Annotated in this window: 25 protein-coding genes; 15 read left to right on the top strand and 10 right to left on the bottom strand. The window is 71.8% G+C overall.

Annotated elements, in window-relative coordinates; all coding sequences use genetic code 11:
* The first annotated feature begins 4 nt into the window (after nt 1-4).
* Complete coding sequence (locus tag PT931_RS01825) at nt 5-2,047, top strand: intein-containing Rv2578c family radical SAM protein (protein WP_456243954.1); 2,043 nt, start codon at nt 5-7, stop codon at nt 2,045-2,047.
* Here PT931_RS01825 and PT931_RS01820 read toward each other — a convergent pair.
* The 4 genes from PT931_RS01820 to PT931_RS01805 form a co-directional block, all read right to left on the bottom strand.
* The gene (locus tag PT931_RS01820; RefSeq protein WP_456243953.1) at nt 2,025-2,627 is read right to left on the bottom strand and encodes a flavin reductase family protein; all 603 of its coding nucleotides are present in this window, start codon (nt 2,625-2,627) and stop codon (nt 2,025-2,027) included. The two genes, PT931_RS01825 and PT931_RS01820, sit on opposite strands and share 23 nt — an antisense overlap.
* Before the next feature lie 106 nt (nt 2,628-2,733).
* The gene (locus tag PT931_RS01815; RefSeq protein WP_456243952.1) at nt 2,734-3,819 is read right to left on the bottom strand and encodes a DUF5937 family protein; all 1,086 of its coding nucleotides are present in this window, start codon (nt 3,817-3,819) and stop codon (nt 2,734-2,736) included.
* Nucleotides 3,820-4,066: 247 nt separating this feature from the next.
* Nucleotides 4,067-4,669 carry an O-methyltransferase gene (locus tag PT931_RS01810; RefSeq protein ID WP_456243951.1) on the bottom strand — a complete coding sequence of 201 codons (603 nt, stop codon included), beginning with the start codon at nt 4,667-4,669 and terminating at the stop codon, nt 4,067-4,069.
* Between the two features lie 358 nt (nt 4,670-5,027).
* On the bottom strand, nt 5,028-6,218 hold the full coding sequence (locus PT931_RS01805; RefSeq protein WP_456243950.1) for an acyl-CoA dehydrogenase family protein: 1,191 nt from the start codon (nt 6,216-6,218) through the stop codon (nt 5,028-5,030).
* A gap of 214 nt (nt 6,219-6,432) precedes the next feature.
* Here PT931_RS01805 and PT931_RS01800 point away from each other — a divergent pair, with 214 nt between their 5' ends.
* The gene (locus tag PT931_RS01800; RefSeq protein ID WP_363730242.1) at nt 6,433-6,900 is read left to right on the top strand and encodes a DUF4190 domain-containing protein; all 468 of its coding nucleotides are present in this window, start codon (nt 6,433-6,435) and stop codon (nt 6,898-6,900) included.
* Nucleotides 6,901-7,010: 110 nt separating this feature from the next.
* Here PT931_RS01800 and PT931_RS01795 read toward each other — a convergent pair whose 3' ends face one another.
* Nucleotides 7,011-7,820, bottom strand: coding sequence for an SDR family NAD(P)-dependent oxidoreductase (locus tag PT931_RS01795; RefSeq protein ID WP_363730243.1), 810 nt, complete (start codon nt 7,818-7,820; stop codon nt 7,011-7,013).
* Between the two features lie 111 nt (nt 7,821-7,931).
* On the opposite strand from PT931_RS01795, the gene PT931_RS01790 reads away from it, so the two are divergent.
* A complete protein-coding gene (locus tag PT931_RS01790; RefSeq protein WP_456243949.1) occupies nt 7,932-8,504 on the top strand; it encodes a DUF4190 domain-containing protein in 573 nt (190 codons plus the stop codon).
* 27 nt (nt 8,505-8,531) lie between these two features.
* Entirely contained in the window at nt 8,532-8,927 is a 396-nt protein-coding gene (locus PT931_RS01785; protein WP_456243948.1) for a DUF4190 domain-containing protein, read from the top strand.
* A 126-nt stretch (nt 8,928-9,053) separates the two neighbouring features.
* Here PT931_RS01785 and PT931_RS01780 read toward each other — a convergent pair whose 3' ends face one another.
* The gene (locus PT931_RS01780; RefSeq protein WP_456243947.1) at nt 9,054-10,010 is read right to left on the bottom strand and encodes an HpcH/HpaI aldolase/citrate lyase family protein; all 957 of its coding nucleotides are present in this window, start codon (nt 10,008-10,010) and stop codon (nt 9,054-9,056) included.
* Nucleotides 10,011-10,286: 276 nt separating this feature from the next.
* Between PT931_RS01780 and PT931_RS01775 the strand changes: the two genes are divergently transcribed.
* From PT931_RS01775 to PT931_RS01745, 7 genes are all read left to right on the top strand, one after another.
* The gene (locus PT931_RS01775) at nt 10,287-11,186 is read left to right on the top strand and encodes a DMT family transporter (protein ID WP_456243946.1); all 900 of its coding nucleotides are present in this window, start codon (nt 10,287-10,289) and stop codon (nt 11,184-11,186) included.
* A gap of 32 nt (nt 11,187-11,218) precedes the next feature.
* Nucleotides 11,219-11,929 (top strand): HAD family hydrolase, encoded by a 711-nt coding sequence (locus PT931_RS01770; RefSeq protein ID WP_456243945.1) that lies wholly within the window; start codon nt 11,219-11,221, stop codon nt 11,927-11,929.
* The gene (locus PT931_RS01765; RefSeq protein ID WP_456243944.1) at nt 11,926-12,435 is read left to right on the top strand and encodes a hypothetical protein; all 510 of its coding nucleotides are present in this window, start codon (nt 11,926-11,928) and stop codon (nt 12,433-12,435) included. Before PT931_RS01770 ends, PT931_RS01765 begins: the two co-directional genes overlap by 4 nt.
* Before the next feature lie 9 nt (nt 12,436-12,444).
* The gene (locus PT931_RS01760) at nt 12,445-13,683 is read left to right on the top strand and encodes a magnesium transporter MgtE N-terminal domain-containing protein (protein ID WP_456243943.1); all 1,239 of its coding nucleotides are present in this window, start codon (nt 12,445-12,447) and stop codon (nt 13,681-13,683) included.
* Complete coding sequence (locus tag PT931_RS01755; protein WP_456243942.1) at nt 13,676-14,143, top strand: DUF1003 domain-containing protein; 468 nt, start codon at nt 13,676-13,678, stop codon at nt 14,141-14,143. The genes PT931_RS01760 and PT931_RS01755 overlap by 8 nt, the downstream gene beginning before the upstream one ends.
* A gap of 52 nt (nt 14,144-14,195) precedes the next feature.
* On the top strand, nt 14,196-15,056 hold the full coding sequence (locus PT931_RS01750; RefSeq protein WP_456243941.1) for a hypothetical protein: 861 nt from the start codon (nt 14,196-14,198) through the stop codon (nt 15,054-15,056).
* A gap of 243 nt (nt 15,057-15,299) precedes the next feature.
* Entirely contained in the window at nt 15,300-16,442 is a 1,143-nt protein-coding gene (locus PT931_RS01745) for a P-loop NTPase (RefSeq protein ID WP_456243940.1), read from the top strand.
* Between the two features lie 102 nt (nt 16,443-16,544).
* Here PT931_RS01745 and PT931_RS01740 read toward each other — a convergent pair whose 3' ends face one another.
* The gene (locus PT931_RS01740) at nt 16,545-16,949 is read right to left on the bottom strand and encodes a Sec-independent protein translocase subunit TatB (RefSeq protein ID WP_456243939.1); all 405 of its coding nucleotides are present in this window, start codon (nt 16,947-16,949) and stop codon (nt 16,545-16,547) included.
* A gap of 102 nt (nt 16,950-17,051) precedes the next feature.
* Nucleotides 17,052-18,212: a S1C family serine protease gene (locus PT931_RS01735; RefSeq protein WP_456243938.1), complete on the bottom strand. Its 1,161-nt coding sequence runs from the start codon at nt 18,210-18,212 to the stop codon at nt 17,052-17,054.
* Between the two features lie 310 nt (nt 18,213-18,522).
* On the opposite strand from PT931_RS01735, the gene PT931_RS01730 reads away from it, so the two are divergent.
* The gene (locus PT931_RS01730) at nt 18,523-19,098 is read left to right on the top strand and encodes an O-methyltransferase (RefSeq protein WP_363730593.1); all 576 of its coding nucleotides are present in this window, start codon (nt 18,523-18,525) and stop codon (nt 19,096-19,098) included.
* A gap of 113 nt (nt 19,099-19,211) precedes the next feature.
* On the opposite strand, the gene PT931_RS01725 is transcribed toward PT931_RS01730, so the two are convergent.
* Together PT931_RS01725 and PT931_RS01720 are read right to left on the bottom strand one after the other, a co-directional pair.
* Nucleotides 19,212-20,585: a leucyl aminopeptidase gene (locus PT931_RS01725; RefSeq protein ID WP_456244067.1), complete on the bottom strand. Its 1,374-nt coding sequence runs from the start codon at nt 20,583-20,585 to the stop codon at nt 19,212-19,214.
* Between the two features lie 233 nt (nt 20,586-20,818).
* Entirely contained in the window at nt 20,819-20,986 is a 168-nt protein-coding gene (locus PT931_RS01720) for a DUF3117 domain-containing protein (RefSeq protein ID WP_197005545.1), read from the bottom strand.
* 182 nt (nt 20,987-21,168) lie between these two features.
* Here PT931_RS01720 and PT931_RS01715 point away from each other — a divergent pair, with 182 nt between their 5' ends.
* The 3 genes from PT931_RS01715 to PT931_RS01705 all read left to right on the top strand — a co-directional run bounded on the left by PT931_RS01715 (nt 21,169) and on the right by PT931_RS01705 (nt 24,033).
* Entirely contained in the window at nt 21,169-21,960 is a 792-nt protein-coding gene (locus PT931_RS01715) for a PaaX family transcriptional regulator (RefSeq protein WP_363730275.1), read from the top strand.
* On the top strand, nt 21,957-22,748 hold the full coding sequence (locus tag PT931_RS01710; protein WP_456243937.1) for an enoyl-CoA hydratase/isomerase family protein: 792 nt from the start codon (nt 21,957-21,959) through the stop codon (nt 22,746-22,748). The genes PT931_RS01715 and PT931_RS01710 overlap by 4 nt, the downstream gene beginning before the upstream one ends.
* Nucleotides 22,749-22,848: 100 nt before the next feature.
* A complete protein-coding gene (locus PT931_RS01705) occupies nt 22,849-24,033 on the top strand; it encodes a DUF1800 domain-containing protein (RefSeq protein ID WP_456243936.1) in 1,185 nt (394 codons plus the stop codon).
* Nucleotides 24,034-24,187: the final 154 nt, after the last annotated feature.

Genomic DNA, 24,187 nt, shown 5'->3' with positions numbered 1-24,187 from the left:
GAGCATGCGCTGGAGTCACATGCAAGCCACCGAGCCGACCGCCACCGACGGCGAGCTGCCCCTGCGCCTCCCCGACGCCACGGTGCGGACCTTCGACACCCCCGGCTTCGCGGGCATGACCTTCTACGAGATCAACGCCAAGTCGATCATCAACAAGGTCCCGGGGGACGGCGCGATGTTCCAGTGGACGGTGAACCCCTACCGTGGCTGCTCCCACGCCTGCGTCTACTGCCTGACCGGCGACACCCCGATCCTGATGGCCGACGGCCGCACCCGCCCGCTGGCCGAGATCCAGGTCGGCGACGAGATCTACGGCACGGAACGCCAGGGCAACTACCGGCGGTACGTGACGACGACCGTCCTCGACCACTGGTCCACCGTGAAGCCGGCGTACCGGATCACCCTCGCCGACGGCACCTCCCTCGTGGCCAGCGGCGACCACCGGTTCCTCACCGAGCGCGGCTGGAAGCACGTCACGGGCGCCGAGCGCGGCTTCGGCAAGCGCCCCTACCTGACCACCAGCAACAAGCTGATGGGTACGGGGCGGTTCGCCACCCCGCCCGACGAGTCCGACGAGTACCAGCTCGGGTATCTGTCCGGCATCATCCGCGGCGACGAGGGCCTGAGCAGCTTCCCCCGCTCGCCGTACCGGTTCCGGCTCACCGTCGCCGAGGTCGAGGCGCTCGACCGCACCCGGGCGTACCTGGCCCACTTCGACGTCGCCACCGAACGACTCACCGCGTCCACCCGGCCCGGCCGGCCCCCGACGCTGCGCACCTCCCAGCGTGACGCCGTCGAGGCCATCGGCCGGCTGGTGTCCTGGCCCGGTTCGCCCTCCGACGACTGGTGCAAGGGCCTGCTCGCCGGCATGTTCGACTCCGCCGGCAGCTACTCGCGCGGCATCCTGCGGATCCCCAGCGCCGACAAGGACATCGTCGACGCGTTGGAGGCCGCCCTCACCGCCCTCGACTTCGACTACGTCATCGAGGACCGGGGCTTCGCGTGCTTCCGGCTGCTCGGCGGCCTGCGCGAACACCTGCGGTTCTTCCACACCGTCGACCCGGCCATCACCGGCAAGTGGACGATCACGAACACGGCGCTGAAGAGCAACGCGCCGCTCGGCATCACCGCCATCGAGGACCTGGGCGTGCAGCTGCCGATGTTCGACATCACCACCGGTACGGGGGACTTCATCGCCGACGGGGTGGTCAGCCACAACTGCTTCGCCCGCAACACCCACACCTACCTGGACCTGGACGCCGGCAGCGACTTCGACTCCCAGGTCGTCGTCAAGGTGAACTCCCCCGCCCTCCTACGCCGCGAGCTGTCCGCCCCGAAGTGGCGCGGCGCGCACATCGCCATGGGCACCAACGTCGACTGCTACCAGCGCGCCGAGGGCCGCTACGCGCTGATGCCCGGCATCATCGAGGCCCTCACCGACTTCCGGAACCCGTTCTCCATCCTCACCAAGGGCACCCTGATCCTCCGCGACCTCGACCTGCTCCGGGCCGCCGCCGAGGTGACCACGGTCGGGATCGCCGTGTCCGTCGGGTTCACCGACACCGCCCTGTGGCGGGCCGTCGAGCCCGGCGCGCCCAGCCCCAACCGGCGGCTCGACGTGGTCCGCCGGCTCACCGACGCCGGGCTGGCCGTGAGCGTCCTGATGGCCCCGGTGCTGCCCGGGCTCACCGACACCGCCGAGGAGATCGAGCACACCGTCGCCGCGATCGCCGCCGCCGGGGCCGTGAGCGTCACGCCGCTCGGGCTGCACCTGCGCCCCGGGGCCCGGGAGTGGTACATGGCCTGGCTCGCCAGGGAGCACCCGCACCTGGTCCAGGTCTACGAACGGCTCTACGGCAAGGGCGCCTACCTGCCCCAGGGCTACCAGCGGGAGCTCACCGCCCGGGTGCGCGCGGCCGGCCGGCGGCACGGGATCGGGGAGCCGGGGGCCGGCGGCGCGCGGAGTACGCCGGCGTCGCCCTCCCAGGCGCGGATCGCGGAGCTGGTGGTGACGCCGGAGAACGCTACGCAGCTGACGTTGCTGTAGGGGCCGAGCTGAGCCCGTAGAACTCGCCGAAGCTGAAGATGAGCGGGCTCCACGTGTCACCGTCGACGTACTGGTGCTGGCCGGGCACCAGAATGGACTCCTCGATGTGGGCGCGCACGATCCGGGCCTCGATGCCGACCAGCTGTTCGTCCGGGCTCCCGAAGGGGTGCACCGCCTCGATCACGGCCTCCAACTGGACGGGGCACTCGGCCACCCGGGGCGGCCTGACCAGTTCCGAGGCCACGGGCGTCAGCTGGGCGGCACCGAACTTGTCCGGCTCGTACCGGTAGCCGCGCGCCGCCTTGTCCGCGTGGACCGGGTTCAGTCCCGTGGTGTTCTGCAGGCGGTCGACGGCTCCGCCGAGGTCCCACGAGGGGAGGTTGAGCACGCACTGCCGCTCACGGCGCAGGTTCTGGACCGTCTTCCCCTTGGTGCTCAGGCCGAGCATGCAGGACCAGCGCATCCACCAGGCCGAGGACATCGGCGCCAGATTCGCGGAGCCGTCCTCGTTCAGCGTGCTGATGAGGACGACCGGGGTGCCGAAGAAGAAACTCCGTGGTTCGACGACGAGATGTGTCACCTTTGTCCGCCACCTTCCTAGCGCGATTCAGCAGCGAAGCTACCCACGGCCGGCGGCGGTGATCAACTTATTCGGAACATCTGACTTCAGTTCCCCGGACCGGGAGTCAGCCCTGGCCGAGGTAGCTCCGGATGCTCTCCATCACGACCGTGATCCGGCCGGGCGCCAGGCTGTAGAGCACGTAGTAGCCGGTCCGCCGGGTGGTCAGTACCCCCGCCTCCGCCAGGAGCCGCAGGTGCTTGGACAGCGCGGCCTCGCTGAGCCCCACCAGGGGAGCCAGCTCCTGGGTGCTCCGGGGACGCTCCGCGATCAGCCGGAGCGCCCGCAGCCGCGTCTCGTCGGCCAGCGCGCGCAGCACCCGGGGCAGGTCGCTGGGCGGCAGCGGCGGGTGCGCCGTCCGGGCCAGGTGGGCCACGGGGAAGACGAGGGTGGGCGCCCACGGCTGGTCGCAGTTGACCCGGACGTGCGGCCAGACGTACACGCTGGGGACGAGGACGAACTGCTCGTCCGGGCCGATCGTGACATCGTGCTCGTGCCGCCGGTCCAGCCAGAAGCGCTCCGTCGCCCTGTCGGTCCGGATCTCCGGCCACAGGCTGCGCAGGAACCCGTAGAGCCCGTGGGTGGCGAGGCTGGTACCCGCCTCGGCGACGCTGGCCGCCAGCAGGTCCTCCACGCGCGGCCACTCCGTGCGGAACGCCGCGTCCCAGTAGTCGGACAGCAGCGCCAGGAAACGGTCGAGCACGACGGCCGGGTCGTCCAGCGCCAGCCGGACGAGGCCCAGGCTCTTCGGCTCCCGGCGGGCCGCCTCGCTCAGGATCCGGTCGGTGGCCGCCGGATCCTCGGCCCGGGACAGCTGGCTCCGGGTCGCGGCGAAGGTCTCGGTGAACTCGAAACTGAGGACGTGCGGCGGGTGGACGCGCGCCCGGGCCAGCTCGTCCTCGAAGGTGGCGAACGTGCCCGTGGCCGGCGGGAACAGGAGCGCTGGGAAGTACGACCGGTAGGCGAACCCGAACGCCGCGATCTCCCGCCGGAGCGCAGGTGGCAGCCGGCGCATCTGCCGGACCCAGTCGTGCTGGAGCGGGTGGTGCTTGGGCTCGATCAGCACGTGCAGGCTGAGGACCGCCTCGAGGACCGGCGAGTACGCGAAGGCGAGGCGTTCGACGGCCGCGCCGGGGAGGTGAAAGGTGATCATCTCGTCCTCCCCGCCCGACCGCAGACGCGAAACCTACCACCGCCGCGGGGCCGTGCCGATCCGCCGACGCGTCGGGACGGCCCCGCGAACGGTGGGCGGTCAGCCCGGGTAGATGGGACAGCCCCGGCGGGCGGGGCGGCCCGGGCGGCCTGCCAGCCCGGGTAGACGGATCAACCCCAGGGCGGGGCGGCCCGGGCGGCCGGTCAGCCCGGGTAGGTGGGACAGCCCCGGCGGCCCGGGCGGCCGGTCAGCCCGGGTAGGTGGCGACGATGGTGGCCAGGTCGGGGGTCACCCGCACCTCGGCCGCGCGCAGCAGCGGATGGGTCAGCCAGTGCACCCGGGGCCCGTCGACCTCGCCCAGGAAGGTGGGCGGCCACCCGGTCGACGGGGTGAAGTCGTCAATCACGAGCAGCCCGCCCGGGCGGAGCCACTTCGCCGGGTCGATCGGCGGCTCGTCCTTCTTGCCCTGGCCGCCGCCGTCGAGGACCAGCAGGTCGAACGGGCCGTGCTCTTCGAGGAGGTGCCAGTCGCCCTCGACGACCTCGACGCCGGGCCGGTCGGCGAACAGGTCCGTCGCGACGGCGGCGCGGGCCGGGTCGCGTTCGACGCTGACGAGGCGGGCGTCCGGGTGCGCGGCGCTGGCCAGCCACGCGAGGCCCACACCGCAGCCGGTGCCGGTCTCGCCGATCCGTCCGGGGCCGACGCCCCGGGCGAGCACCCGGAGGAGTTCGCCGTGTTCGGGTACGCAGGACAGCGGGAAGTCGGCCTTCTCCGCCGCCTCGACGGCCGAGCGGACCAGGGCGGGCAGGTCGGTGAGTCCACTGTATGCGTCAGTTCCACCATGAGACATGCGCCCATTACTACCGCGCGTGGCGAGCCGGAGACAAGGCGTGCAGGTCCCGCGGGTAGGTGGGCGCGGATGGGGCCGGGGCTGAGCCGACGCGGGCAGGGGCGGAGGGCAGCGGACCGGCCCTGGGCCCGGGATACCTGGCCGACCCGGGCAGGGGGTCTCCGCGCAAACGGGGTCGGCGGGGGCGGCGCGGGCTCCCGGCAACGCCCGGAAGCAAGGCCGGCGCGGAAACGGGCTGCCGGGCAGATCCTGGGCAGTGCCTCCAGATGCCGGTCGCAGCCCCACTCGTAACCGGAAAATGGGTTTGATCTGCGGGGTTTCGCGGCCCGGGGTGAGCGCCCGGGCCGCGGTCGCACGTCTAGGCGCGGTAGTCGCGCAGCAGGCCCCGGGAGATGATCGTCTTCTGGATCTCCGAGGTGCCCTCGCCGATCAGCAGGAACGGGGCCTCGCGCATCAGGCGCTCGATCTCGTACTCCTTGGCGTAGCCGTAGCCGCCGTGGATCCGGAAGGACTCGGTGACGATCTCGGCGCAGTACTCCGACGCGAGCAGCTTCGCCATGCCGGCCTCGACGTCGTTGCGCTGCCCGGCGTCCTTGAGCCGCGCGGCGTTGACCATCATCGCGTGCGCCGCCTCGATCTTGGTGCCCATCTCGGCGAGCTTGAACGCGATGGCCTGGTGCTTGTACAGCGGCTGGCCGAACGTCTGGCGCTGCTGGGCGTAGGCGATGCCCAGCTCGAACGCGCGGATCGAGATGCCGCACGCGCGGGCGGCGACGTTGACCCGGCCGACCTCGACGCCGTCCATCATCTGGTAGAAGCCCTTGCCGGTCTCGCCGCCGAGCAGCGCGGTCTCGGGCACCACGTGGCCGTCGAGGAGCATCTCGGTGGTCTCGACGCCCTTGTAGCCCATCTTCTCGATCTTGCCCGGGATGGTGAGGCCGGGCGCGGTCTCGCCGAAGCCGGGCTCCTTCTCCAGGAGGAAGGTCGACATGTTGCCGTAGGGGGTGTCGGCGCCGAGCTCGGTGCGGACCAGGGTGGCGACGATCGAGGAGTAGCCGCCGTTGGTCAGCCACATCTTCTGGCCGTCGAGCCGCCAACCCCCGTCGACGGGTACGGCCTTGGAGCGGATCGCGGCCACGTCGGAGCCACAGCCGGGCTCGGACATGGAGAACGCGCCGCGCGCCTCGCCGGTGGCCATCCGGGGCAGCAGCCGGGCCTTCTGCTCGGGGGTGCCGTGCTGCTGGAGCAGGTACGCGACGATGAAGTGCGTGTTCACGATGCCGGAGACGCTCATCCAGCCCCGGGACAGCTCCTCGACCACGAGGGCGTAGGTCAGCAGGGACTCGCCGAGCCCGCCGTACTCCTCGGAGATGGTCAGGCCGAACAGGCCCAGTTCCTGCATGCCGGCGACGATCTTCTCGGGGTAGATGTCGCCGTGCTCGAGGGTCTGCGCGTGCGGGATGACCTCTTTGTCGACGAACTCCCGGACAGTCGACAGGATGTCGCGCTGCACTTCGGTGAGATCGCGGGTCTGCGCGAGGCGGGGCATGGCACCTCCAGGCCAATCCAATATTACTGGTGAGTATGAACGAGCGTTCAGGTGAGCGGGACGTGCCGCCATTGTGACCCTGGCCACCTGCTCCTCGTACTCGGGCCCCGGGCTCACGTCGCGTTCCCGACCCTTGCCCGCGACCCACTGCCCTCAGGCTATGCGCGGGTGGCGCGGTACAGGTACCGTCTGGCGGGTAGAGGGAGGAAAGTCAATGACGTACCCGCAAGATCCATATAACCCCCAGGGTCAGCAGCCGCCCCAGCCGGGCTACGGCCAGCCGAGCGGGTATGACCAGAGCGGCTACCCGCAGTACGAGCAGCCGTACAGCGCGCCGCCGAGCACCGGCGCCCCGTACGACCCGTACGCGCAGCAGCAGCCCTACGGTCAGCCGGGCTACCAGCAGCCGTTCGCCCAGCAGCCCTACGGGTACGTCCAGCCCCGGGGCACCAACACCATGGCGATCCTGGCCCTCGTGTTCGCCTTCGTGTTCGCCCCGGTCGCGATCGTGCTCGGCCACATGGCCAAGAAGCAGATCAAGGAGACCGGCGAGGACGGCGACGGCCTGGCGACGGCCGGCCTGGTGATCGGCTACATCTTCACCGGCTTCTTCGTGCTGTACTGCTGCGGCATCTTCGGCATCGGCTTCTTCGGGGCCATGGCGGACTCCAGCAACTACTAGACCTCCCGACACCACGGCGCGGACCCCACCCGGGGCCCGCGCCGTCGTCGTATAGCCGACACCCGGGGCCGCCCGGGGCCCAGCCTGGACGGCCCCGGACGGCTTTCCGGCTAGCGGTAGTTCGACTCGCGGACGCTGTTGCCGCCGTCGACCACGAGCACCTGGCCGGTCACGTACGACGCGGCCGGCGTGCAGAAGAACGTGATCGCCGCCGCCACCTCCTCCGGCAGACCCGGGCGGGCCATCGGGGTGTCCAGGCCGTGCCGCAGCTCCGCGACCGTGGACGAGCCGGTGCGGATCGTGCCCGGGGCCACCGCGTTGACCGTGATGCCGTCGGCGACGACCTCCATGGCCAGCGCGCGGGTGAGGCCGATGACGCCGGCCTTCGCGGCCGCGTACGCCGCCTCGGCGGGCATCGCGTTCAGGTACCCGGCGGTGGCGGCCACGTTGACGATCCGCCCCCAGCCGCGCTCGGTCATGCCGCCGACGAAGGCCCGGCTGACCAGGAACGCGGTACTCAGGTTCCGGTCGATCTCGGCCTTCCACTCCTCGTAGCTGAGCTGCGAGACGGGGCGGAACACCTCGGGGCTGCTCTTGCTGGCCAGGCCGGCGTTGTTGACGATGATGTCGACCTCGCCGAGCTGCTCGATCACGGCGTCGGCGAGACCGGCGACCTCCGCGTCGTCGGTCAGGTCGACGACGAATCCGAGCGCGTCGATCTCCTTGCTGCGTTCGTGGATCCGCTTGGTGGTCGACACGATGGCGACCTCCGCGCCGAGCGCGCGCAACCGCAGGGCGGTGGCGAACCCGATGCCGTCCGGGCTGCCGGCACCCGTCACCAGGGCTACCTTGCCGTCCAGTCGGTCAGTGGGGGCCATTGTGGGTGCTGGGGCGGCGAGTACCGCGGGCTGTGCTGCCATGCCGTGATCCTGCCCCTTAGACACGTTTGCCGGCAACCACCCGTCGGGCGAGTCGTCTTCGCCACGCCCCCGGGGCTGCGGATGCCGGGCTGAGGTACCACCATGGGTGCCATGACCTATCCGCACCCCCAGAATGACCCCTACCAGCAGGGCACGCCGCAGAACCCCCAGTATCCGCAGCAGGACCCGCAGTACCAGCAGCAGGATCCGCAGTACCAGCAGCAGCCGGACCCGCTGAACTTCCAGGTCCCGACGCCGTACCCGGATCCGTACGCGTACCAGCAGCCGCAGCAGCCGGCCGGGTACGACCCGAACGGCTACCCGGTGTACAACCAGCAGTTCAGCGCCCCGCCGGTCACCGGTGGCCCGTACAACCCGTACGGCCAGCAGCAGTACGGCCCGCCGAAGCAGAACGGCCTGGCCCTGGCCTCGATGATCACCTCGATCGCCGGGCTCGCGCTGGTGGTGTGCTGCTCGGTGGCCGGTCTGGCCGGCGCGGTCGGCGCGATCCTCGGCCACGTGGCGCGCAAGCAGATCCGCGAGCGCGGCGAGGGCGGCGCGGGCAAGGCGCTCGCCGGCATTATCTGTGGTTGGATCGCATTCGCGCTGTTCTTCGTGATGATTGCGGTAGCGCTGCTGCTGCCCGGCAATGACTGGTACCGCGATCTGACCACCAACAGATAACTTGCGGGCACCAGCACAATGGGGAACATGAGCTACCCCCCGCAGGACCCGAACCAGTGGGACCCGAACCAGCACTGGGACCCGAACCAGCCGGTCACCGGCGCGCCGTACCCGCCGCAGTACGCGTACGCCCCGCAGTACGTGGGCAGCCGGCCGACCAACGGGATGGCCATCGCCTCGATGGTCACGTCGATCGTCGCGCTGGTGCTGTGCACGGGCGTCTTCGGCTTCGTCGGCGCGATCCTCGGCCACGTCTCCCGCAAGCAGATCAAGGAGCGCGGCGAGGAGGGCGACGGCATGGCGCTCGCCGGCATCATCATCGGCTGGATCGGCACGGCGATCGGGGTGCTGGTGATCGGGTTCTATGTCGTGTTCGTCGTCTGGGCGATCAACGAGGCGAACACGAGCACGTACGACTACTGAGCGGGTGCCCCCGGCGCGGGGGCACCCCTCATCGAAACGGGCCGACGTCGCCCGGGCCGACCGGAGCCAGGCCAGCCGGAGCCAGGCCGGCCCGAACCAGGCCGGCCGGAGCGAGGCCCGTGGCCGCTAGGCCGGGGGCGTGAAGCTCGACGTGCGGGTCATCCCCGCCGCGCGCCCCTTCCCCGCGATCACCAGCGCCATCTTCCGGGAAGCCTCGTCGATCATCTCGTCGCCGAGCATGACCGCGCCGACCCGGCCGCCAGCCTCGGACGTGTAGTAGTCGTACGCGTCGAGGATGAGTTCGGCGTGGTCGTAGTCGCCCTGGTCCGGCGAGAACAGCTCGTTGGCGGCGTCGATCTGGCCGGGGTGCAGCACCCACTTGCCGTCGTAGCCGAGCGCGGCGGACCGGCCGGCGACCCGGCGGAAGCCGTCCACGTCGCGGATCTGCAGGTACGGCCCGTCGATGACCTGGAGGTCGTGCGCGCGGGCGGCCATCAGGAGCCGGGACAGGATGTAGTGGTAGGCGTCGCCGACGTCGTAGCCGGGCGGCTGCTCGCCCACGACCAGGGACTTCATGTTGATCGAGGCCATGAAGTCGGCCGGGCCGAAGATGATCGTCTCGACCCGGGGCGAGGCGCCCGCGATGTCGTCGACGTTCACCAGGCCGCGCGCGTTCTCGATCTGGGCCTCGATGCCGATCCCGCCGACCGGCAGGCCGAGGGTCTTCTCGACCTGGGTGAGCAGCAGGTCCAGCCACTGGACGTGCGCGACGGTCTGCACCTTCGGGAGCATGATCGCATCGAGGTGGGTACCGGCGCCCTCGACGATGTCGATCACGTCCCGGTACGTCCACTGGGTGGTCAGGTCGTTGACCCGGACGACCCGGGTCTTGCCCGCCCAGTCGCCCTCGGTGAGCGCGGCGACGATGTTCTTCCGCGCGTCGGCCTTGGCCAGCGGTGCGACCGAGTCCTCCAGGTCGAGGAAGACCTGGTCGGCGGGCAGTCCCTGGGCCTTGCCGAGCATCTTCACGCTCGAGCCGGGTACGGCGAGGCAGGACCGGCGGGGACGTCCGTGTGCACCCATTGTTCGATCTCCCTGGTTGTCGCGCGGGCGGGTCGGCGCTCTGCCGGGGCGTCGAGCGCGGAGTTACCCGTAGGTAGTCGGGAGCGTAACTTCAGCGCGGGACCGGGCAGAACAACCCTGTGGGATATAGCACACCCCGTAGCTCCCCGGTGACAGACAACCCCACTTCGACGGGTACGCGGCCCCCCTGCCCGGACCACGCGCGCGAATGCCGCTGGTCGGGACCGGGGCCGCCCGGCCCGGGGCACCCGGTCGGCCTGCACCTAGCATCGGCCCGTGACCACCCCCCGCGCCCACTGGCCCACCTACGCCGCGCTCGCCGTCGGCATCGTCGCCGTGTCGGCCTCCGGCCCGATGATCGCGGCGACGGCGGCCCCCGCGCTGGCGATCGCGTTCTGGCGGAACGCGCTGGCGGTCGGGGCGCTCAGTCCGGTCGTCGCGGTCCGGCGGCGCGAGGAGCTGGGCGCGCTGACCCGGCGGCAGATCGCGTTGTGCGTGCTGGCCGGGGTGGCGCTGGCCGCGCACTTCGGCACCTGGGTACCCAGTGCGACCCTGACCAGCGTCGCGACGGCCACCGCCCTGGCCACCACCCAGCCGATCTGGACGGGCGTGTTCGCGTTCTTCCGGGGCGAGAAGCTGGGCCGGTCGATGTGGCTGGGCATCTGGCTGGCGTTCGCCGGGGCGGTGGTGGCGACGGGCGCGGACCTCAACGGCAGCCCCGAGGCGCTGCTGGGGGACCTGCTGGCGCTGCTCGGCGGCCTGTTCGCGGCGGTGTACGTGAGCTTCGGCGAGAAGGTGCGCGCGGACGTGAGCACGACGACGTACACGTGGCTGTGCTACGGGGTGTGCGCGTTCGTGCTGCTCGCGGTGTGCGTGCTGTGGGACGTGCCGCTCATCGGGTACCCGTCGGGGGCCTGGTTGTTGCTCGTCGCCCTCACCGTGGGGCCGCAGCTGCTCGGGCACTCCCTGTTCAACTTCTCGCTGCGGCGGGTACCCGCGCATGTCCTGTCGGTGTTGATCCTGCTCGAGGTTCCGGGGGCCGCGCTGCTCGGCTGGCTGATTCTGGACCAGGTGCCGGCCGCCAGCTCCCTGCCGGGCCTCGCGCTGCTGGTCACCGGCGTGGCCGTGGTCGTCCTCAGCCCCAAATTGACCGCACGGCGGTCGTCCAGGGGATAACGCTGCGTTCATCCGATCGCTACCCTTTCGCCATGACCCTCGATCTTGGCGCCCCCGCGTCCGGTCCCGTCCGTGCCGTCCTCTTCGACTTCTTCGGAACCCTCACCCACGCCGTCGCCCGTGGCGCCGCGCACGAGCGGGTCGCCGACCTGCTCGGGGTCACGTCCGCCGCGCTCGGCGACGCCCTGAACGAGACGTTCTACTCCCGGGCGACCGGGGCCTGGGGCGACCTGCCGGCCACGATCAGGATGCTGGCCGCCCGGCTCGGCGTCACCCTCTCCGGGCAGCAGGTCCGCGACGTGTGCACCGCCCGGCTGGAGGTGCTGCGGCACGACGCCCGGCTCCGGGCGGACGCGGTGGCCACCCTGGCGGCGCTGCGGTCCCGGGACATCCGGGTCGGCCTGGTCAGCGACTGCACGAACGAACTGCCCCTGCTGTGGTCCACCCTGGCGGTCGCGCCGTACGTGCAGGCGACCGTCTTCTCCTTCGAGACCGGCTACTGCAAGCCCGACCCGGCGATGTACGCCACCGCCTACAAGGCCCTCGACGTGCTCCCCGACGAGTGCCTGTACGTCGGCGACGGCGGCAGCAACGAGCTCACCGGTGCCCTGCGCGCCGGCCTGCACCCGATCCGGCTGCTGGCCCCGGACAGCGCCGGGCACCTGACGTACAACGCGGAGCCCGACTGGCGGGGCCCGACGATCGCCAGCCTGTCGGCGGTGCTGGCACACTGTGGGGCATGACCGACCCGCAGACCGGCGCCCCGGCTGACGCCGCCCCCCGGCTCGATCCGCTGATCGAGGAGGCCGCCAAGAAGGCCGCCATCGCCTGGCTGACCCCGGGCGGGGCGGTCTGGTGCCTGTGGATCGACGGCGCGTTGTACGTGGTCAGCGGCCCCGACGAGCAGGCCGCGCCGGGGCTGTCCGGGGCCGGCACCGCGACCGTGACGCTGCGCGGGGACCACGGCGGCCGGATCGTGGACTGGACCGCCGACGTGTCGGCCGTGGCGCCGGGTACCGAGGAGTGGGACGCCGTGGCCCCGCAGCTCGCCGCGAAACGGCTGAACCTGTCGGCCGCCGAGGACACCGTCGCCCGGTGGGCATCGACGTGTGTGGTGCACAAGTTGGCACCCACCGGGGCGCTGGTCGCGCTGACCGACGCGTCGGGTGCCGCCGAGGCCCCGGCCACCCCCGCCGCACGCAGGACGAAGAGTCCGTTCAGGCTGCACCGGGTCAAACGCCCCCGCTAGGCTGGTGCCGTGACCACGGCGACTCGGGTATATGTCGCCCGGCTCGCCGGCATCGCTGTCTTCGACCCCAACGGCGACCAGGTCGGACGGGTCCGGGACGTGCTGGCCCGTGCCCGCACCGACGGCCAGCCCTGCCGGGTGATCGGCATCATCGCGGAGATCCCGGCCGTGCGGCGGATCTTCATCCCCATGGGCCGGGTGATCGCGATGGACGCCGACGCGGTCGCGCTGTCCACGGGCACGATCAGCCTGCGCCGGTTCGGCAAGCGCCCCGGCGAGCTGCTGGTCCTCGAGGAGCTGCTGGACCGGCGGGTGGACCTGCCCGACGGCAAGCACGGCACCGTGGTGGACATCGCGATGGAACGCGAACGGGCCGGCGACTGGATGCTGTCGAAGGTCGCGGTCCGCGAGCACACCGGCCGGCTGACCCGCCGGGGGCACCTCCAGCAGCTGAACTGGACGGACGTCCCGAACCTGGTCGGCGTACCCGAGGAGCAGGGCACCGCCTCGCTGCTGGCCACGATGGACGGCATGCGCGCCGCCGACGTGGCCAACGTGCTCCAGGACCTCGACGGCAAGCGCCGGTTCGCGGTCGCGGAGGCGTTCAACGACGAGCGGCTCGCGGACGTGCTCCAGGAGCTGCCCGAACACGACCAGGTGGAGATCCTCACCGCCCTGGACAAGGAGCGCGCCGCCGACGTCCTGGAGGAGATGGACCCCGACGACGCGGCCGACCTGCTGCACGAGCTGCCCCGGTCCGACCGGGCGGAGCTGCTCAGCCTGATGGAGCCGGAGGAGGCGCACCCGGTCCGCCAGCTGCTGGAGTACCTGCCGGGGACCGCCGGGTCGCTGATGACCAGCGAACCGATCGTGCTCACCCCGGACGCCACGGTGGCCGAGGCGCTGGCCCGGATCCGCGAGCCCCAGCTGCCGCCGGCCGTCGCCGCCCAGGTGTTCGTGTGCAGGTCGCCGATGCAGACCCCGACGGGGAAGTACCTCGGGGTCGCGCACTTCCAGTCCCTGCTCCGCGAGCCGCCGGCCGAGCTGGTGGGCGGGATCGTCGACAACGACATCGACCCGCTGTCCCCGGACATCACGACCCCGGAGATCACCCGGCGGATGGCGACGTACAACCTGGTGGCGATGCCGGTCGTGGACGACGCGGGCCGCCTGGTCGGCGCGGTGACCGTCGACGACCTGCTCGACCACCTGCTGCCGCGCGACTGGCGGGACCGCGGGCATGACTGAGGCGCGCGGCCGCCGCCTCGACCAGCCGGCCGAACGGGGCATGCGGCTCCCCCGGCTCGACGCGGACGTGTTCGGGAAGTTCGCCGAGACGTTCGCCCGGTTCATGGGGACGGCCCGGTTCATCCTCTACATGACGGTCTTCGTGATCGTGTGGATCCTGCTCAACGTGGTCGGGATCTGGGGACTGCACTGGGACCCGTACCCGTTCATCCTGCTCAACCTGTTCTTCTCCACCCAGGCCTCCTATGCCGCGCCGCTGATCCTGCTCGCCCAGAACCGGCAGGCCGACCGGGACAAGCTGTCCCTGGACGAGGACCGGCGGCGGGCGACGGCGCAGAAGGCCGACACGGAGTACCTGGCCCGGGAGATCGCCTCGCTGCGGATCGCCCTCGGCGAGGTGGCCACCCGCGACTTCATCCGCTCGGAGCTGGCGAAGCTGGTGGACGAGCAACGTAAGTAAGCTTGTTCACAATCAACCCCATTTTCTGGGTACTCCGGGGCACGGTTGTCCGATGGCGTCTCCCAAACTGGAACTGAATCTCGTCCAGGTTGCCGCCGGTACCCTCGCTGCGGTCTCCGCCGCGTTCGCCCTGTCGAAGCTCGGGATCGGCGGCACCCTCACCGGGGCGGCCGTGGCCAGCGTGGTGGCCGGCATCGGCAGCTCCCTCTACACCCACTCGCTGACGAAGGCGAAGGACAAGCTCAAAGAGGTCAGCGGGCTCGCCGTGACCGAGTTGGCGGAGCAGCACCCGGAGAGCTTCCCGACCGACGACGACGGCCCGCACACGGAGCAGCGCGACCCGGCCGACCCGGACCGCACGTCCACCGCCCCGACCGGCCCGACCTCGGACGGCCCCACCCTGACCGGCTTCGCCCCGGCCGGCTCCGGCGTGCCCTCGGCGGCCCGGCCCGGGGACGGCCCCGAGACCCGGGTGATCCGGCCGGCGGCGGTCGGCATGGCCCGGGTCCCCACCGGCACGCTCTACGCCCCGGCGCCCGCGAAGAAGCCGGCTCTGCCCACCTGGGTGAGCGTCACGATCGCGATCGTGGCCACGTTCCTGCTGGCCCTGGGCACGATCGAGGTGGTCGAGCGGTTCGTGCTCGGCGAGTCGATGTCCAGCCTGTTCAACAAGGACCAGCACCGGGGGTCGACGCTGTTCGGCGGGGGCGACCGCGGGGATCCCGGCCCGGTGCCGACGCCGACGCCGTCGGAGTCCCCGCACGAGCGGGAGTCGCCGTCGCCGTCGGAGTCGCCCAGCGCGACGCCGTCGACCGGTTCGCCGTCCCCGTCGCCGCCGAGCCCGTCGGCTTCCCCGAGCCCGTCGCCGTCCGCGACCCCGTCACCGAGCGGCAGCGCGCCCCGGACGCCGTGAGTCCGCGTCCCGGGCCGGGAAGGGTGGGCCGGGCCGCGCCCCGCGTGCCGGCCGGGCCAGGTGTGCAGCGCCCGGGTCCGAGTCACGACCCGTCGCGCCCCGCATGCCGTCGGCCGGCCGCGTCGAGGGACGGCCCCACCAGCCAGGGCGCCCCGCGGTTGATCCGGTGGTGTGCGTCACGTCCGGCGTCGGGTGTCCGGAGGCCCCGGGAGGGGGCCCGGGAAGCGACGTAGCATGAGAATCATGTCTGCCCCAGCAATTGCGCTCGAAGACGCGATCCGCGCCGCCCTCGCCACCGTCAACGACCCGGAGATCCGGCGGCCGATCACCGACCTCGGCATGGTCCGCGAGGTCATCGTGGGCGCGGACGGCCTGGTCACCGTGGGTGTCGACCTGACGATCGCGGGCTGTCCGCTCAAGGACAAGCTCACCTCCGACGTCACCGCCGCCGTGTCCGCCGTGCCCGGCGTGACGGGCGTCAAGGTCGAGTTCGGGGTCATGACGGACACCCAGCGCAAGGACCTGCAGTCCTCGCTGCGCGGCGGTGCGACGGCCGAACCGGTCATCCCGTTCGCCCAGCCGAACTCCCGCACCCGGGTCTACGCGATCGCGTCCGGCAAGGGCGGCGTCGGCAAGTCCAGCGTCACGGTCAACCTGGCCGCCGCGCTGGCCGCCAAGGGCCTCGCGGTCGGCATCGTCGACGCGGACATCTACGGCCACTCGGTGCCCCGGATGCTCGGCACGGACGCCCGGCCCACCCAGGTCGAGGACATGATCATGCCGCCGCAGGCGCACGGCGTGAAGGTCATCTCGATCGGCATGTTCACCCAGGGCAACGCGGCCGTCGTCTGGCGCGGACCGATGCTGCACCGCGCGCTCCAGCAGTTCCTCGCCGACGTCTACTGGGGCGACCTGGACGTCCTGCTCCTCGACCTGCCCCCGGGCACCGGCGACATCGCGATCTCCGTCGCGCAGCTGCTGCCGAACGCGGAGATCGTCGTCGTCACCACCCCGCAGGCCGCCGCCGCCGAGGTGGCGGAGCGGGCCGGGGCGATCGCCCTGCAGACCCACCAGCGGATCGTGGGCGTCATCGAGAACATGTCGTGGCTCGACCTGCCGGACGGCAGCCGGATGGAGCTGTTCGGCTCCGGGGGCGGCCAGCAGGTCTCCGACGCCCTGACCCAGATCATCGGCGCGCCCGTGCCGGTCCTCGGCCAGATCCCGATCGACACCCTGGTCCGCGAGGGCGGGGACGTCGGCCTGCCGGTCACGCTGAACCCGGACTCCCCGGCCGGCGCGGCCCTGCGCAAGGTGGCCGACAAGCTGGCGGTCCGGCGCGAGAGCCTGGTCGGCAAGCCCCTGGGCCTGTCCCCCTCGTCCCGCTGACCCGCTCCAAAAACGTCAGAGGGGTACTCCGACCGGAGTACCCCTCTGACGTTTGCTTTTGATCTAACGCCTTGGCCCGCTGAGGGCGGGGAGGCCCACCACCTACGTGGCGTCGAGGTCGAACTTGCGGACCCGGGGCTCACCACTGGACGGCTTGCTCTCCGCGATCACCGGCACGTACTCGTCCATCCGGACGTCCTTGCGCGGGTCCTTCAGCGCGTCGTTCAGCTCGCGGCGCAGGTCCTCGGCGTGGTTGCGGAACAGCGACTGGTCCTCGTCGCTGAGCACGTGCTTGCGGAGGAACGTCTTCGGGTTCAGGTCCTCGAGCTTGATGTCCGTGCCGATCTCCTTGCTCAGATCGGACGTCGCGTTGCTGGCCATCGCGCGGACGTTGCGCACGAACTTGAGGCCGTCGCTGATCGCCTTCGGGAGCTTCTCGGGCCCGTAGATGAACAGACCGACGAGGATCAGGACGACGATCTCCATCCAGCCGAGATTCTCGAACACCGCCGCTCCTTTCCCTGTGCACGCCAGCGGCCACGCCACGGATGCGTGCCAGCAGCCACGCTACCCGCCTCCGGCGCGACCGCGCCAGCCACCGGAAGGTGACTATTTGCTGTCGGCGGCGAGGGTGAGCTGAGCGGTCCGCTTCGCGCCGTCGCGCTGGAACTCGATCGCGACGACCGCGCCCGGGCCGGCCTTGGCGATCTGGGCGATCAGGTCGGGCCCGTCCTGGACGAGCCGGCCGGCGAACACCGTCAGCACGTCGCCGGCCTTGAGCCCGGCACGGGCCGCGGGGCCGCCCTCCGTGGCCGACAGGAGCTTCGCGCCGCCGGTCGGTCCCTGGTACGCCGGATCGATCGACGCGCCGATCACGGTCCTCCTGGCGGCCCCCGTGGACATGATCTCGGTGGCGACCCGGCGGGCCTGGTTGATCGGGACGGCGAACCCGATGCCGATGTTGCCGGAACCGGCCGCCTTGTCGTCCTTGCCGCCCGTGATGATCTGCTGGTTGACGCCGATCACCCGGCCGGCGGCGTCCACGAGCGGGCCGCCGGAGTTGCCGTGGTTGATCGCGGCGTCGGTCTGGATGGCCGCGAAGAAGGCGGAGACGCCGTTGACGTCGTTGGCGGGGGCGGGGCGGGCCCGGTTCAGCGCGCTGATGATGCCGAAGGTGACCGAGCGTTCCTGGCCGAGCGGGGTGCCCAGGGCCAGGACCGGGTCGCCGGCGGCGAGCTTGTCCGAGTCGCCGAAGGTGATCGGGGTCAGCCCGGTCCGTTCGATCTTGAGCACGGCGATGTCGGAGACGCCGTCGGTCCCGACCAGGGTGGCCGACACCTCCTCGCCGCTGTCGAGCTGCACGGAGAACTTGCCCCGGGGGGTCTCGGACACCACGTGCTGGTTGGTGACGATGTACCCGTCCGGGGAGACGATGAAGCCCGAGCCCGTACTCAGCGCGCGGGAGTCCTGCGCGTGCACGGTCACCAGGCTGGGCAGCACCTTCTTCACGGCCCCGGCCAGGGACTCCGGCGCCCGGTTCGTCACCGGGGCGGGCTTGCCGTCCGACTGGCCGACCAGGGTCCCGCCGCCGCCGACCCCGTTGCGGGCCGCGAACACGTAGCCCAGGGTGCCGCCGAGGGCCCCGGCGAGCAGGGCGGAGACCAGCGCCACGGTCAGGATCAGGCCGAGGCCGGCCCGCGCGGTGCCCGGGCGGGCGGGTGCGGGCGGCTCCAGGGCCGGCGCCGTGGCGGGCGGATGCGCGATCAACACCGCGGACGTGCCGGCACTGCGCCACGGGTCGTGCTGCCCATCGGACCACCAGGGTGATTCCGGGCCGTACACACGGGGCGATTCGGTGCCATTCGGTGTATTCTGCGGCGCAGTTCCGGAAAGGTGCGGCACCCCAGCTCCTCCCCTCAACGCGATCCTTTCCAGCATCGCACGTGGAGTCCAGTCCAGGGCCGCTGGTTGCCGCGAACCATCTAGGCTGGGTCCGACCAACAGGAGGTGTGCCATCGACAGGACCGTGCTCGCTCGCGAGGCGCGCGAGTTCGCGGAGTCGTACGTTGTCGAGGATGCCGTGTTGGCCGCCGCCCGGGCCAGGGGCACGGAACTGGGGCTCACCCCCATCCTGCCCGGTGGCGGGGCGGCCCTGCGGGCACTGGCCGCCGCGGCGCACGCGAAGGCGGTCGTCGAGATCGGCACCGGGACCGGCGTGAGCGGCGTGTGGCTGCTGCGCGGGATGCGCCCCGACGGCGTGCTCACCACGATGGACGCTGAGGCCGAACACCAGCGGTACGCGCGCCAGGCCTTCCTGGAGGCCGGTTTCGCGTCCGGCCGGACCCGGCTGATCACCGGTCGGGCGCTGGACGTGCTGCCCCGGCTGGCCGACGCGGCGTACGACCTGGTGTTCGTGGACGGCGAGAAGAGCGAGTACCCGCAGTACGCGGACGAGGCGGCCCGGCTGCTGCGGCCCGGCGGCGTCCTGGCCCTGGACAACGCGCTGTGGGGCGGCCGGGTGCTGGATCCGGCGGCCCGGGACGTCGAGACGGTCGCGGTGCGCGAGACGGTGAAGTGGCTGCGGGAGTCCAACGAGTGGATCTCCGCCTTGCTGCCGGTGGGCGACGGGCTGCTGGTAGCCGTCAAGGCGCTGTAAATGCCCTTGATCTAACGCGAAGTGGCCCGCTGAGGGCGGCGCTGGCAAGCGAATGGCTCAGAGGCTAGGGCAGCGCCCTGCCTCTGAGCCATTCGCGCAGTCCAGCGTCGTTCTCAGCGGGTCGAAACGGCCTCGAGCCAGCGGAGCAGGGTGCGGACGCCCCAGCCGGTCGCGCCCTTGGACAGGTCCTTGTCGATCCCGTCCGACCACGCCACCGAGGACATGTCCAGGTGCGCCCACTGCGGCCGCAGCGCCCCGGTGAACTCCCGCAGGTACAGCGCCGCCATCACCGAGCCCCCACCGACCTCTGTGGAGTTCACCCAGTCCGCGACGTCGCTGACGAGTTCCTCCACATAGTCCCCGGGCAGTGGCAGCCGCCACATCCGCTCGCCGGCCTCCGCGCCGGCGACGGTCAGCGCCTCGGCGAGGTCGTCGCTGTCGGCGTACAGGGCGGCGGTGCGCTTGCCCAGGGCCACGTTCTGGGCCCCGGTCAGGGTGGCCAGGTCGACGAGGACGTCGGGCTTGAGCTTCTTCACCGCGTACGCGAGGGCGTCGGCGAGCACGACCCGGCCCTCGGCGTCGGTGTTCAGGATCTCGGAGGTGGCCCCGCCGTAGTGCCGGACGACGTCACCGGGCCGGAACGCGTCGCCGCTGACCGCGTTCTCGGCAAGGGGGGCCAGGACCGTCACCTTGACGGGGAGCTTGAGCTGGGCGGCGCCGAGCAGGGCGCCCACGACGGCCGCCGCGCCGCCCATGTCCTTGCGCATCAGGAGCATGGCCGCGGCCGGCTTGATCGAGATGCCGCCGGTGTCGAAGGTGATGCCCTTGCCCACCAGTACCACATGCTTCGTGGGGTTTTTGGGGGTGTATGTGAGTTCTACCAGCCGGGGGCCGCGCGACGAGCCGCCGCCGACGGCCAGGATGCCGCCGAAGCCCTCGTCGGCCAGCTCCTTGGGCTCGCGGATCCGGACCCCGACACCCGGGACCTTCGCCGCGGCCTTCTGGATCCGGCCGGCGAGCCAGGCCGGGCTCTTGTCCGCGCTGTTCTTGTTCACCCAGTCCCGGGCCAGGGTCGTCACGTCGGCGGTGACCAGCCCGGCGGTGACGGCCGCCTCGTCGATCGGGCCCACGAGGTGCACCCTGCGCAGCTTGGGGGCCTTGTCCGCCGCGAGGGGCACCTCCCGGAACCGGTAGGAGGCCAGTTTCAGCCCCTCGACGAGGGCCCGCAGCCGGTCCCCGTCGAGGTCAGCCGGCAGTTCGACCGTGACGGAGGTCTCCCGTGACGCCGACCTGGTCACAGCGGCACCAAACGCCCGCCAACCCGCCGGGGACCCGTCGCCGACCCCGATCAGGAACACCTTGTGGGGCTTCCGGAGCGGCCTGGGCAGGCTCGAGATCTCACCCGGCCCGCCCTGGTGCTCGGCGTCGGCGAGGAAAGCGGTCAGTTCGTCGTCGAACTCCCGTTCCCCGGACGAGTACACCGGCAGCGCGAGCGCTCCCGGCGCGCCGCGAGCGGCGGAGAGACGGATGTCGAGCTGCACAGGGCCTCCATCAACTTCGGTTCAACGTGTCAGGCAGGACCGACAAGGCACAGGGATCGGTCCTTGGGTGGTGCTCCCGGCTCGCCGGACGCCGGGGACCGGTGGGCCCCAGGCGCGGCGGCCCCGGCTCGCCACATGTGCGTGTGGCAGGCTCGGGGCCGATCAGCCAGAGATGGGGACTACCCCACCACGTCCCGCAGTGCCTCCCCGAGCGCCTTTGCCTCGTCCGGAGTCATCTCCACGACAAGCCGACCGCCACCCTCCAGCGGAACGCGCATCACGATGCCGCGCCCTTCCTTGGTGACCTCCAGCGGACCGTCACCGGTCCGCGGCTTCATGGCCGCCATGCTGTCTCCCCTCAATCAAGCCGCCTAGTACCGCACACGCGGCCGGCCCCGTACCCACTGGGCGTGCCGGCACACGTGCCAACCAATGATTTTCCCTGATAACTGCCCCTGATCCCAAACCGCCCCAGCGCAAATGTGACAGAAGTTTGGATTTTCGGGCGTCCAACTGTCACACTCTGCGGATGCAAGCGCGCTCGGCGCTCTTCGATCTGTACGGAGACCACCTCCGGCCACGCGGCGGCGCCGCCCCCGTGGCCGCTCTCGTGCGCCTCCTCGCGCCTCTCGGCATCGCCGCCCCCGCAGTCCGGACCGCAGTATCCCGGATGGTGCGCCAGGGTTGGCTGCAACCGGTCAAACTGCCCGAAGGGCCAGGTTACCGACTCACGCTCAAGGCGTCCCGCCGTTTGGACGAGGCCGCCGCCCGGATCTACCGGACCGAGCGGCTCGGCTGGGACGGCCGGTTCGACTTGATCATTGTCACTCTCCCGCTCGACCGGGCCGAACGCGGCCGGCTCGCGGCGGACCTCGCCTTCCTCGGGTACGGCGCGCTGGACCCCGGAACCTGGCTGTCCCCGCGCCCCGCGCCCGAGATCGACGCGCTGCTCACCGACGCCGGGATCCGGTACGAACGGTTCACCGCCGAGCACTTCGCGGGCGCGGGCGGCGCGGCGGCCCTCGTCCGGCGGGCGTGGGACCTGGAGGACCTGGGGCGCAAGTACGCGGAGTTCGTGTCCGCCCAGCAGCCCATCGTGCGGCTCGGCCCGGAGGCCCCCGACGAGGCTGCGTACGCGGCCCGGTTCCGGCTCGTGCACGCCTGGCGTACTTTTCTCTTCCAGGACCCGCAACTGCCCCCGGCCCTGCTCCCCGAGCGGTGGGCCGGTACGACAGCGGCGACGTTCTTCGACCGACACGCCGGACGACTGCGCCCGGCCGCCGACCGATTCGTGGACACGTGCCTTCAGGAGTTCTCATGACCGACCCGCTGCTCGTCGAGTATTCCGACGGCATCGCGACGCTGACCCTCAACCGGCCCGAGGCGTACAACTCGCTGAACGTGGCCCTCAAGGAGAAGCTGCGCCTCGTCCTCAACGACGTGGCCGGCGACCGCTCCGTGCGCGCCGTGCTGCTCACCGGCGCCGGCAAGGCGTTCTGCGCGGGCCAGGACCTGCGTGAACACCTCGCCACCCTGGAGAGCGGCACCGGGAACCCGCTGCAGACCGTGCACGACCACTACAACCCGATCGCCCAGCGGCTGGCCAGCCTGCCCAAGCCCGTCGTCGCGGCCGTGAACGGCTCCGCCGCCGGGGCCGGGCTGTCCCTGGCCCTGCTGGCCGACTTCCGGATCGGCGGGCCGAAGACCAGCATGCTGATGGCGTTCGCGAAGGTCGGCCTCGCCGCCGACTCGGGTTCCTCGTGGATCCTGCCCCGGATGGTCGGGCACGCCAAGGCCACCGAGCTGCTGATGCTCGCCGAGCCGGTGGACGCCGCCGAGGCGCTGCGCCTGGGCCTGCTGACCAAGCTCGTGGACGACGACGCGGACGTGCTGCCCGCCGCCCGGGAGCTCGCGCTGCGGCTGGCGCAGGGGCCGACGATCGCGTACGGCGCGATCAAGCGGCAGCTGTCCATCTCCGAGGCCAGCGTGCTGGCGGACTCGCTCGCCGTGGAGGCCGAGGCGCAGTCGATCTGCGGGCGGACCGAGGACCACCGGGCCTCGACCATGGCGTTCGTGGCCAAGGAGAAGCCGGTCTACCAGGGGCGGTAGCCCCGACCCCGACCACTCCCGGGCCGGCTCCCGGGCACCTTTACCGAGGCCGGCCCGTTCTCCCACCGAAATCCCAGGATTCGGGGTCTACCGTCGGGCCATGTCCACCAGGACCGACGTTTCCCGACTCCTCCGGCGCGCCACCTTCGGGCCCCGCGCCGCCGACGTCGACGCCGCCGAGCGGGTCGGCCTCGCCGCCACCCTGACGGCGTTGCTCGACCCGCCGGGTGTCGACCCGGGCGCGGCGCGTACCCCGGTGCCGGTCCTGGCCCCCGGTACCGAGAAGAAGGACAAGGACGCCGTCCGGCAGACCGTCGCCTGGTGGTTGGACCGGATGGCGGCCGCCGAGCACTCCGCCACCGAGAAGCTGGTCCTCTTCTGGCACGGGCACTGGGCGACCAGCGTCAAGAAGGTCGGCCCCGCCCTGATGCTCCGCCAGCACGGGACCCTGCGCGCGCACGCCCGGGGCGACTTCCGCGACCTCGCCCGGGCCATGGTCACCGACCCGGCGCTGCTCTACTGGCTCGACGGCCAGCAGAACACCCGCAAGGCCCCCAACGAGAACCTCGCCCGCGAACTCATGGAGCTGTTCACCCTCGGCGTCGGCCACTACACCGAGGACGACGTCCGAGCCGGGGCGCGGGCGCTGACCGGGTGGAAGATCGACAGGAACTCCGGGGACGTGTCGCTGAATCCCAACCAGCACGACACGTCCCCGGTCACCATCCTCGGCCGGACGGGCGCCTTCACCGCACAGTCCTATGTGGATCTGCTCGTCGACCAGCCCGCGTGCGGCCAGCACCTCGCCGAGCGGGTCGGAAAGTTCTACGGAGCGACCCCTTCTCCGGGTACGGACATCCGCGCGCTCCTGGCCTCCGCCTGGACCCACCTCGCCGACGACCACGTGAAGTCCCCGGTCGACTGGCTCGTCGGCGCCTGCCGGCAACTCGGCGTCCGGCCCGGCGCGCTGAAGGGCAACCCGCTCGCCGCCCTCGGCCAGGTGCCGCTCGCGCCGCCCAACGTCGGCGGCTGGCCGACCGGCGCGGCCTGGCTGACCACCTCGGCGGCCCAGGCCCGGCTCCAGGTCGCCGCCCAGGTGGCCGAGGCCGCGGACCTCGCCGCGCTCGACGGCGTACCCCCTGGTCAGCGGCCCGACTTCCTGGCCCGGACCCTGGTCGTGGACGCCTGGAGCGACCGGACCCGGGCGGCGCTCGCGGAGGTGGCCGGGAATCCGCGCCGCCTGGTGACGACCGCCCTGGCCAGCCCCGAATACGTGACGTCGTGACCGGGTCGGGGGTCGGCCACGGGTCGGCGATGACCGGGCTCACGGCGGGCGGATCGGCGGGCGGATCCGCGGGGCGACCGATCAGGCTGGCCGCGAACAGATCGGCGGCCAGGCCCGTGCGGCTGCCGGTCGGGCCGATCGCGGTGTGGGTGGC

It is taken from the genome of Longispora urticae, assembly GCF_053902585.1.
The sequence above is the reverse complement of the archived record's forward strand: the minus strand, read 5'-3'. Positions and strand labels throughout refer to the sequence as shown.